Below are 9,208 nucleotides of genomic sequence, written 5' to 3'. Positions count from 1 at the left end.
AAGCTAAGGCTGACAGCGCCGATGGTACTGCGAGGGGGACCTCGTGGGAGAGTAGGACACCGCCGAACAACCTTTATTGAAAGGGGTTGTTCAGATGAAGCTGACCAAGATGGTCGCCTCATCTGAACAGCCCCTTTTTCATTTTGTAGACTAAAAGAAGTACCGTCTCTGGGAGACAATAACCACATAGGGAGCACCGCATGAACGATCGACAGGACCGACCCGAGAATAATGGGCGCCCCCGCCGTTCGAGCGGTGAACGTTCGCACCGTGGCTTCGACCGCGGCGATCGGGCTCCCTATCGCGGTGATCGCAACGATCGCAACGATCGCAACGATCGCAACGATCGACCGCGCGGCGAACGTGCTCCCTACCGCGGTGATCGTGGTGATCGCCCGGCAGGCGAGCGTGGGCCCTACCGTGGGGAGCGAAACGACCGTACCGGCGGCGAGCGTCGCTCCTTTGGCGGCGATCGGCAGCAGCGCGATGACCGGCGTCCGTACCGCGGCGATCGTCAGCGTGACGGTGAGCGTCGTCCGTACAGTGGCGATCGTCAGCGTGACAGTGAGCGTCGTCCGTACAGTGGTGACCGTCAGCGTGACGGCGAGCGTCGCTCCTACAATGGTGACCGCTCAGGTGGTGGCGAGCGCCGCTCTTTCGGCGGCGACCGCCCGCGGAGCGATGACCGGCGTCCGTACCGCGGTGACCGTCAGCACGACGGCGACCGTCGCCCGTACAACGGTGACCGCTCGGGCGGGGGCGAGCGTCGGCCGTACCGTGGCGATCGTCAGCACGACGGCGAGCGTCGCTCCTTCGGCGGCGACCGCCCGCGGAGCGATGACCGGCGTCCGTACCGCGGTGACCGTCAGGGCGACGGCGACCGTCGCCCGTACAACGGTGACCGCTCGCGTGGTGGCGAGCGCCGCTCCTTCGACGGCGACCGCGGCCCGCGTCGCGAGCCCGACTCCCGGGGTCGAGGTGGCACCCGCGGGGGCGGGAGAAGCGACCGCGGCGGCCAGGATCGTGAGTTCACCGAGCAGGAGCGCCTGCAGCACTCGTTGCGCCCGGTCCGCTCGGAGCACGACGACCCCATCATCGCTGAGCACATCAAGGTCAACGACCTGCACCCTTCGGCGCGCAACGAGCTGAAGACTCTGCAGCCCGAGGTGCAGGAGCGCGTTGCGCTGCACCTCGCGATGGTGGCCGAGCTCATCGAAGACGACCCCGCGCTGGCTCACCAGCACGCGATCTCGGCAAGCCGCCGCGCAGGGCGCATCCCGGTGACTCGCGAAACTCTCGCGATGACCGCGTACCGCACGGGCGACTATGCGCTCGCGATCCGTGAGCTGCGCACCTTCCGCCGACTGAGCGGCCGCGACTCGCACATGGCTATCATGGTTGACTCGGAGCGCGGCCTCGGCAGGCCCGAGAAGGCGATCGAGACCGGCCTTGCGGTCGATGTGTCGACGCTCGACACCGCCGATCGAGTTCGGCTGGCCATCGCGATGTCCGGCGCCCGGCTCGATCTCGGGCAGACGCAGCAGGCGCTGTTCGAGCTCGAGATCCCGGAGCTCGACCCGCAGAAGGGCTTCTCCTGGAGCCCCGAGCTGTTCGGCGCCTACGGCACCGTGCTCGAGGACCTCGGCCGCGACGCAGAGGCTCAGCAGTGGTTCGCCTACGCCGACCGCGCAGCCGCGGCGCTCGAGAGCCACTTCGGTGGGCTTGACGAGATCGAGGTCATCGAGATCGTTGAGGTCGAAGAGCCTCCGAGCGACAGCGCACACGTGGTGGCCGCTGACGCCGACGTGGATCCGGCTGGCGCTGCCGTCGAAGGCGACTCCGACGTGGACGACGACACCGACGTGGATGACGACACCGACGTGGATGACGACGCGTACCTCGATGCTTACGCAGAGGCAGAGGCACCAGAAGATGATGCAGACGGCTCCTCAACGGCCTCACCGGTGAGCGAGCAGAGCGAACAGGAGTAGCACGATGGCGCTGTTTGGGAGGCGGGAACAGTTTGACCCGGCACCGATCGAGGGCAGGGACTTGCTGCTGACCGACCTCGACGGGGTCATCTACCGGGGTGCTGGAGCGATCACCGGTGCAGTCGATGCGCTGAACGAAGCTGCCGAACGGGTGCGGGTTGGCTACATCACCAACAACGCAGCGCGCACCGATGCGACGGTCGCCGCGCACCTCACTGAGCTTGGCTTGCACGCAACCGCGAGCGACGTGATCACCTCGCCGCAGGCGGCCGTTGCGCTGCTGCGCGAGACGGTGCCACCCGGGTCGCGCGTACTCGTCGTGGGCGGAGAAGGCTTGACCCACGAACTCGAGAAGGCCGGCTTCGCGTGGACCCGCAGCGCGGAAGACGACCCGGTCGCGGTTGTGCAGGGCTTCGCGCAAGACGTCGGCTGGGAGCACCTCGCCGAGGCCGCGTACGCGCTGCAGGAGGAGCCCGGGCGGCCGCTGTTGCCCTGGATCGCCACGAACACCGACTGGACAATTCCACGCGCGAGGGGCATCGCGCCGGGCAACGGCACGCTCGTCTCTGCCGTGCACACGGCGGTGCAGCGCCTACCCGAGTTTGCCGGCAAGCCCGAGACCCCGATTTTCGAGACGGCGTTTTCGCGGTTTGGCTCGCGAAACGCCCTGATGCTCGGCGATCGCCTCGACACCGACATCAAGGGCGCGGTTGCGGCTGGTATTCCGTCATTGTTCGTGCTCACGGGGGTGGATCGACCGAAGCAACTCATCGCGGCCTCCGCAGACATGCGCCCCGACTTCACGGTTGCCTCGCTCGCTGAGCTCCACGAGCCATATCAGCGCGCCGAGAAGCTCCGCGACGGCACGGTTCGCGTCGGCTCCGCGCGGGTGCGAATGGACGGTCACATCGTCACCGTCGTCTCCGAGGGCGACACCCCCATGGAGCTGTTGCGGGCCGGCTGCGGCGCTATTTGGGCCTCGGGTCTCGCGATCTACGGGCTGAAAGTGCCCGAGATCTTGCTCGAAGACCACTGGCGGTAATGCCGACCGTCGCGCCCGCTGCCTTCGTGTCGGGCCTGACGCGGCACTGAGGGGGCTTTGCGGTTTGCTCGGTACGCTGAGCGTAAGAGATGAGGAGATCGCATGCGAAACCACTCACTGACAGCTACGACCGCGGTGCTACTCGGGGGAGCCCTGCTCCTCAGCGGGTGCGCACCGGCGCAATCTGGCGGGGCGTCGACGCCGAAGCCGAGCGCGCCGTCGACGGGCGAACAGGCCGGCCCCGAGGGCGGTGCGGGCTCCACCGCGCGCGACACCGATCTCGCCAATGCGACGTTCGCGATGAGCTGGACTGACGCACTCGAAGCTGCCGGCGAGCGTTTCGCGGGCGACCCCGTGTCGCTCTCGCTCGAATGGCAGCGCACCGCCTTCGCCTACAGCGTCGAGCTTGTGAGCGACGCCGAGAGCTACGACGCGGTGTTCAACGCCGACACCGGCGAACTGATGTTTGAAGCCACGGAGCAAGAAACCCCGGCCGAGGTAGCCGAGAAGCGGCAGGGGCTCATCGTTGCGTCGGAGCTCATCGCGCCAGCCGACGCGCTGGCGGCAGCGGTGGCCGCGGCCCCTGGGCCCGTGTCAGAGTGGGAGATCGACGACGAAGACGGGCGCCTCGTCTACGAGGTGCAGATCGTCACCGACACCGGCGACGTCGACGTTCGAGTCGACGCGCGCACGCGCGAGATCGTTGAGATCGACAGCTAGCCGCCACGAGACGCCCGTGCGGGGTGCGTCGCTGCGCGGCTACGCGCCCCACACGATGGTCGAGAAGATCAACCACAGGTTCAGTGCCACGATTGCGAGTGCGACGAAGAGCGCCACGTAGCGAAGTGCTGCGCCGTTCGTGAATTCACCCATGATCTCAGCGCGGCCGGTGAGCGATATCAGCGGTATGAGCGCGAACGGAATGCCGAACGATAGCACCACCTGGCTGATCACGAGCGCCCATGTCGGGTCAACATTGAAGCCGAGCAGCAGCAGCGCCGGCAGAATCGTAACGACGCGACGGGTGAGCAGCGGCACCCGCACGTGCAACAGGCCAGCCATGATCTCTGCGCCGGCATACGCGCCGACAGACGTCGAGGCGAGCCCCGATACGAGCAACCCGACCGCGAAGAGCAGGCCGACGACGGGGCCGACGTGCTCTGTGATTGCGGCGGCGGCGCCCTCGATAGTGTCTGTTCCGTCGATGCCAGGCAGCGAGGCTGCCGCGAGCAGCAGCATGGCGATGTTGACCCCGCCGGCGACGACGAGCGCTAGCACTACGTCGAGCTTTGTCGCCCGCAGCAGGTGCCGAAGCCGCGGGGCCCGGCCGCCTACGTGGTCTTCAGCGGTATGACCGTGCCTGTCACGCGCCAGCGAGGAGTGCAGGTAGATTGCGTGCGGCATGACCGTCGCCCCGAGCATGCTCGCCGCGAGCAGCACCGACTGGGTGTCGACAAATCTCGGCACGAGCCCCGCGAACATCGCCCCGAGGTCGAGCTCGCTCACAAAGAGCCCACCGACGAACCCGACGGTGATGATGAGCAGCATGGCCATGATCACGGCCTCGAACCGGCGCTGGTACTTGCCCTGCAGCAGCAGAATGAGCAACGAGGCAACGCCGACGATGACCCCGCCGGCGACGAGGGGCACACCGAAGAGAATGTACAGGGCGATCGCCCCGCCGATCACCTCGGCGAGGTCGGTCGCGGCGGCGACGATCTCGGCCTGCGCCCAGTAGAGCCGGCGCCCGCCGGGCCGCAGCCGCTCCCCGAGTAGCTGGGGCAAGCTCTTGCCGGTGACGAGGCCGAGCTTGGCCGAGAGATATTGCACTATAACTGCCATCGCGTTGGCCGCTACGAGCACCCACAACAGCGCGTACCCATACTTCGCACCGGCCGACAGATTCGCAGCGACGTTGCCGGGGTCGACGTAGGCAATCGCGGCAACGAAGGCCGGGCCGAGCAGATGGAGTAGCCTGCGTTCGGGGCTGCGCTGCGCGGTCGGAGTTGCCATGGTGCCCATCGTAGTACGATATGCCACACAATCAAGTTCGAAGTGGCGAACACCTGTCGGCGGGCCGAAGTGGGTGCCTGCGACTAGGCTTGACTCATGGACAGCGACGCAGACAACGAACGGCAGACCGCGCCGGCTGCGTCGTCGCTCGACGCCCCAGCCGGCGGCGAGCATGACAGCCTGCTCGATCGACTCGGGCTCATCGAGGCCCAACCGCTCGAGCGCCGCGCGCAGGGCTTTGAGCAGCTGCACGACGAGCTGCTCCAAGAGCTGCAACGCAGCGACAACGAGGGGGCGTAACCCAGTGGAGCGTGAAGGCCGGTGGCTGGGCGCCCCGGAGCGGCTCGATCGGGCAGTCGTTGCGCTCGGGCTCGTGCGCTCTCGGAGTCGCGCAGCTGAGCTCGTGGGGGCCGGCGGCATCGCCGTCGACGGCGCCGTCGCGGGCAAACCCGGGCTGAAGGTGCGCGAGGGCTCGCTCCTCACCGTGCGCGGCGACGACCACTACGTCAGCCGCGGTGCGCACAAGCTGCTTGCCGCGCTCGACGCCTTCTCGGTCGACCCGGCGGGCCGCGTCGCACTCGACCTCGGCGCCTCCACCGGAGGGTTTACCCAGGTGCTGCTCGAGCGCGGTGCGGCGACCGTGCTGGCAGTCGATGTCGGGCACGATCAGCTCGCCGCCGAGATCCGCTCGGATCAGCGCGTGCGCGTGGTCGAGGGCTGCAACGCGCGCGAGCTCGACGCGGCCGCGCTGGCCTCGCTCACCGGCGTGGCCGAGCTGCCGAGTCTCGTCGTGGCCGACCTGTCGTTCATCTCGCTCACCCTGATTCTCCCGGCGATCGCGCGGTGCACGGGGCCGGGGGCTGAGCTCGCGCTGCTCATCAAACCGCAGTTCGAGGTTGGCAGGGTGCGCGATGGTATTGTGACGGATCCCGGGCTGTGGCGCGACGCGATTCGCACGGTGCTGCGATCCGCCACCGAATCTGGCTTTGCCGTGCGCGGCCTGGCACCGTCACCCATCGCGGGCGGCGAAGGAAACCGGGAGTTTCTTGTGCATCTCGTGTGCGCCGAACCGGGCGATCCGAGAGAATGGGAGGGGCGCATCGTTGAGGTCAGCGCCCCCGCACGTACGCACGACGAAGGGAACCACGGGTGACAGTTTCTGTGCACGACCGGTGCATGCTCATCGTGTCTCACACGTACCGGCCAGAGGCCATCGAGGCGACCGCTGCGGTCGTTGACGCGCTGATCGCAGCGAACGTTGTGCCCGTGCTCAGCGCTGCCGATCGCGCCGAGTTCGCCCCCCACGTCGACGTCGGCCGCACCGCAGTGCTTGGTGCCGAGGTGCCGCTCAGCCAGTTGGAGGCAGCCTTCGTGCTCGGCGGCGACGGCACGATTCTGCGCGCGGCCGAAATGCTGCACGGCTCCGCGTGCCCCATCGTTGGGGTGAACCTCGGCCACGTCGGCTTCCTCGCCGAGATGGAGAGCTTCGACCTCGGCTTCACGGTGCAGCAGGTGCTCGCTGGCAATTACACCGTCGACGAGCGCCTGACGCTCGACGTGCGTGCCAAGCTCGACGGCGAAGTGCTCGCCGAGACCTGGGCGCTCAACGAGGCAACCGTCGAGAAGCGGCGACGCATGCTCGAGGTGTCGGTCGGCATCGACGACCACCCCGTCTCGGTGTTCGCGTGCGACGGCGTCGTGCTCGCCACGCCGACCGGGTCGACGGCCTACGCCTTTTCGGCTGGCGGCCCGATCGTGTGGCCATCGGTGCAGGCGCTGCTGATGGTGCCGATCGCGGCGCACGCGCTCTTCAACAAGCCCCTCGTTGCCGGCCCCGACTCAGAGCTCACCGTGCGCATTCTCCCCGAGAACATCGGCCCGGGGGTGATGTGGTGCGACGGCCGTCGCCGCACAGAGCTGCCCGCCGGCTCGGTCGTGACCGTGCGGCGCTCGACCGAGACTGTGCGAATCGCGCGGCTGAACGAGGCGCCGTTCTCTGAGCGACTCGTGCGCAAATTTGATCTTCCGGTCACGGGCTGGCGTGGCGATCGGGCAGGCAACGGCCGGCCAGGCTCCGTGCGGCGCGAGCGGGCCGAGCGGGCCGAGCGGGCCGAGGGGGCCGAGCCCGGCGGGCGCGACGAGCGTGAGGGGGGCGCGGCATGATCGAGGAACTGCGTATTCGAGACCTCGGGGTGATCGCCGACGCGACGCTGCCGCTGGGGCCTGGCTTCACCGCGATCACGGGCGAGACCGGCGCCGGCAAGACGATGGTGGTGAGCGCGCTCGGGCTACTGATGGGCGAGCGCTCCGACGCCGGGGCGGTGCGGCTCGGCACCCAGCAGGCGCGCGTGAGCGGCATCGTGCGCACCGACTCCGCCGCGGTGCGCGACATCGTCGAGGATCTCGGCGGCGACATCGAAGAGGGCGACCTCGTGATGAGCCGCACGGTCAGCGCCGAGGGGCGCAGCCGCGCTGCCGTCGGTGGGGCAAACGCTCCCGTCGGTGCGCTCGGCAGGCTGTCTGAGCTGCTGTTCGCGGTGCACGGGCAGTCGGAGCAGCTCAGGCTGAAATCGCAGGCCGCGCAGCGCGACACCCTCGACCGCTTCGGCGGTGAGGCGCTCGCCGCAGTGCTCTCCGAGTACCGCGGCGTGCACGCGGCGCGCGCGGCGGCCGAGGCGCGCTTCACCACACTGACCGAGACGCGAGACTCGCGCGCGGCAGAGGCGGCGAAGCTGCGGGCCGAGCTCGATGAGATCGCCGCGGTGGATCCGATTGCCGGGGAAGAAATAGAGCTCACCTCGCGCATTGAGCTGCTTGGCAACGTCGAGGGGCTGCGGGCGGCCGCAGTGGGCGCCGGCGAGGCGCTCGCGAGCGAATCTGACGACCCGATGCAGCGCGATGCCGGCGGTCTCGTCGATCTCGCCGTGCAAGACCTCGAACGGGTTGCCGACCTTGACCCGCGCATCGCCGCCGTCACCGAGCAGCTGCGCTCGGTGAGCTTTCAGATCTCTGACGCCGCGAAAGAGCTCGCTGCCTACGCGAACGACCTCGACGAGGAGGGCCCGGGCGAGCTCGCCCGGGCCAACGAGCGGCTCGCACAGCTGACCGCGCTGTTTCGGTTCTACGGCGCCTCGAGCGAAGAGGTGCTCGCCCACGCCGAGACTGCCTCGCGGGCGCTGCTCGAGCTCGACGGTGACGACGAGGCCCTTGGCGGGCTCGAGGCGAGCGTTGCTGAGCTGCGCGATCGCGAGCGCCAGCTTGCCGTGCAGCTCACCGAGCTGCGTGCCGCGGCGGCCGAGCGACTCGGCGAGGCAGTCAGCGCTGAACTGCGCGAACTCGCGCTCCCCGATGCCCGCTTCGTCGCCACGGTGACCCAGGTCGACACGCTGACTGGCTCGGGCGCAGACGAGATTCAGTTTCTGCTCGCGCCGCACCCCGGGGCCACGCCACGGCAGATCGCCAAGAGCGCCTCGGGCGGCGAACTCTCACGCGTGATGCTCGCGCTCGAGGTCGTGCTCGCCGGGGCCGACCCGGTACCGACCTTTGTGTTCGATGAGGTCGACGCCGGCGTGGGCGGTGCAGCTGCGATCGAGATTGGGCGCAGGCTCAAGCAGCTCTCGCGCACCTCGCAGGTCATCGTCGTCACCCACCTCGCGCAGGTCGCCGCCTTCGCCACGAACCACCTGCGGGTGGTGAAAGACTCCAGCGGCGGCTTCACCCAGTCGAGCTGCCAGCGCCTCGAGGGCGAGGCCAGGCTCGCCGAGATGGCTCGGCTGCTCTCTGGGCTCGATACCTCGGAGAGCGCGCTCGACCACGCGGCCGAGCTGCTCGAGCTGGGAGCCTAGGGCCCCTGGCCCCTGGCCCCTGGCCCCGGGCCCCTGGCCCCACCCGGTCTCCCGGGCGCCCGCTCGCGCCCGCCCGGCCCGGCCGCCCTGACCGGCCTCGCCCGCTCGCGCCCCGTCCGTCACCATCTTTTGCGCGAGTCACCACCCAAAACACGCGCATTTGCATGGTGACTCGCACAAAAGTGGGTGAGGGGCGAACCGGCACGGCCCGCACAGCCCGGCACGGCCCGCACAGCCCGGCGCGGCCCGCGCAGCCCGGCACAGCCCGCGCCCGCGCCCCACGGGCAGGGTGAGGGTCGAATGCCTCGCCCTGAGTG

At 69.0% G+C, this 9,208-nt stretch carries 9 protein-coding genes and 1 rRNA gene; 8 read left to right on the top strand and 2 right to left on the bottom strand.

Annotated elements, in window-relative coordinates:
• Nucleotides 1-68, top strand: a 5S ribosomal RNA gene (gene rrf / locus ABD115_RS16645); the annotation flags it as partial.
• Between the two features lie 564 nt (nucleotides 69-632).
• On the opposite strand, the gene ABD115_RS12690 is transcribed toward rrf, so the two are convergent.
• Complete coding sequence (locus ABD115_RS12690) at nucleotides 633-1,055, bottom strand: hypothetical protein (protein ID WP_343961379.1); 423 nt, start codon at nucleotides 1,053-1,055, stop codon at nucleotides 633-635.
• A 3-nt stretch (nucleotides 1,056-1,058) separates the two neighbouring features.
• On the opposite strand from ABD115_RS12690, the gene ABD115_RS12685 reads away from it, so the two are divergent.
• The 3 genes from ABD115_RS12685 to ABD115_RS12675 all read left to right on the top strand — a co-directional run bounded on the left by ABD115_RS12685 (nucleotide 1,059) and on the right by ABD115_RS12675 (nucleotide 3,753).
• On the top strand, nucleotides 1,059-1,991 hold the full coding sequence (locus ABD115_RS12685; protein ID WP_343961377.1) for a hypothetical protein: 933 nt from the start codon (nucleotides 1,059-1,061) through the stop codon (nucleotides 1,989-1,991).
• Between the two features lie 4 nt (nucleotides 1,992-1,995).
• Nucleotides 1,996-3,033 carry an HAD-IIA family hydrolase gene (locus ABD115_RS12680; RefSeq protein ID WP_343961375.1) on the top strand — a complete coding sequence of 346 codons (1,038 nt, stop codon included), beginning with the start codon at nucleotides 1,996-1,998 and terminating at the stop codon, nucleotides 3,031-3,033.
• Nucleotides 3,034-3,135: 102 nt separating this feature from the next.
• A complete protein-coding gene (locus tag ABD115_RS12675) occupies nucleotides 3,136-3,753 on the top strand; it encodes a PepSY domain-containing protein (protein WP_343961373.1) in 618 nt (205 codons plus the stop codon).
• Nucleotides 3,754-3,792: 39 nt separating this feature from the next.
• Here ABD115_RS12675 and ABD115_RS12670 read toward each other — a convergent pair whose 3' ends face one another.
• The gene (locus ABD115_RS12670; protein WP_343961371.1) at nucleotides 3,793-5,046 is read right to left on the bottom strand and encodes an Nramp family divalent metal transporter; all 1,254 of its coding nucleotides are present in this window, start codon (nucleotides 5,044-5,046) and stop codon (nucleotides 3,793-3,795) included.
• A gap of 96 nt (nucleotides 5,047-5,142) precedes the next feature.
• Between ABD115_RS12670 and ABD115_RS12665 the strand changes: the two genes are divergently transcribed.
• Genes ABD115_RS12665 through recN form a run of 4 tightly spaced genes read left to right on the top strand, consistent with a single transcriptional unit; the run spans nucleotide 5,143 to nucleotide 8,891 of the window.
• On the top strand, nucleotides 5,143-5,346 hold the full coding sequence (locus ABD115_RS12665) for a hypothetical protein (RefSeq protein WP_343961369.1): 204 nt from the start codon (nucleotides 5,143-5,145) through the stop codon (nucleotides 5,344-5,346).
• A 4-nt stretch (nucleotides 5,347-5,350) separates the two neighbouring features.
• Nucleotides 5,351-6,199, top strand: a complete 849-nt coding sequence (locus ABD115_RS12660; RefSeq protein WP_343961367.1) for a TlyA family RNA methyltransferase — start codon at nucleotides 5,351-5,353, stop codon at nucleotides 6,197-6,199.
• Between the two features lie 23 nt (nucleotides 6,200-6,222).
• Entirely contained in the window at nucleotides 6,223-7,209 is a 987-nt protein-coding gene (locus ABD115_RS12655; RefSeq protein ID WP_343961406.1) for an NAD kinase, read from the top strand.
• The gene (gene recN / locus ABD115_RS12650) at nucleotides 7,206-8,891 is read left to right on the top strand and encodes a DNA repair protein RecN (protein ID WP_343961365.1); all 1,686 of its coding nucleotides are present in this window, start codon (nucleotides 7,206-7,208) and stop codon (nucleotides 8,889-8,891) included. The genes ABD115_RS12655 and recN overlap by 4 nt, the downstream gene beginning before the upstream one ends.
• Nucleotides 8,892-9,208: the final 317 nt, after the last annotated feature.

The sequence above is a fragment of the Leucobacter albus genome (genome assembly GCF_039528015.1).
GTDB classification, from domain to species: domain Bacteria; phylum Actinomycetota; class Actinomycetes; order Actinomycetales; family Microbacteriaceae; genus Leucobacter; species Leucobacter albus.
This window is presented reverse-complemented; position numbering and strand designations above follow the sequence as displayed.

What these genes read in the sequence shown, in the direction of transcription:
- ABD115_RS12655 (WP_343961406.1), top strand. Translation starts at nt 6,223, where the DNA reads ATGCTCATCGTGTCTCACACGTACCGGCCAGAGGCCATCGAGGCGACC.
- recN (WP_343961365.1), top strand. Translation starts at nt 7,206, where the DNA reads ATGATCGAGGAACTGCGTATTCGAGACCTCGGGGTGATCGCCGACGCG.
- ABD115_RS12680 (WP_343961375.1), top strand. Translation starts at nt 1,996, where the DNA reads ATGGCGCTGTTTGGGAGGCGGGAACAGTTTGACCCGGCACCGATCGAG.
- ABD115_RS12665 (WP_343961369.1), top strand. Translation starts at nt 5,143, where the DNA reads ATGGACAGCGACGCAGACAACGAACGGCAGACCGCGCCGGCTGCGTCG.
- ABD115_RS12675 (WP_343961373.1), top strand. Translation starts at nt 3,136, where the DNA reads ATGCGAAACCACTCACTGACAGCTACGACCGCGGTGCTACTCGGGGGA.
- ABD115_RS12670 (WP_343961371.1), bottom strand. Translation starts at nt 5,046, where the DNA reads ATGGCAACTCCGACCGCGCAGCGCAGCCCCGAACGCAGGCTACTCCAT.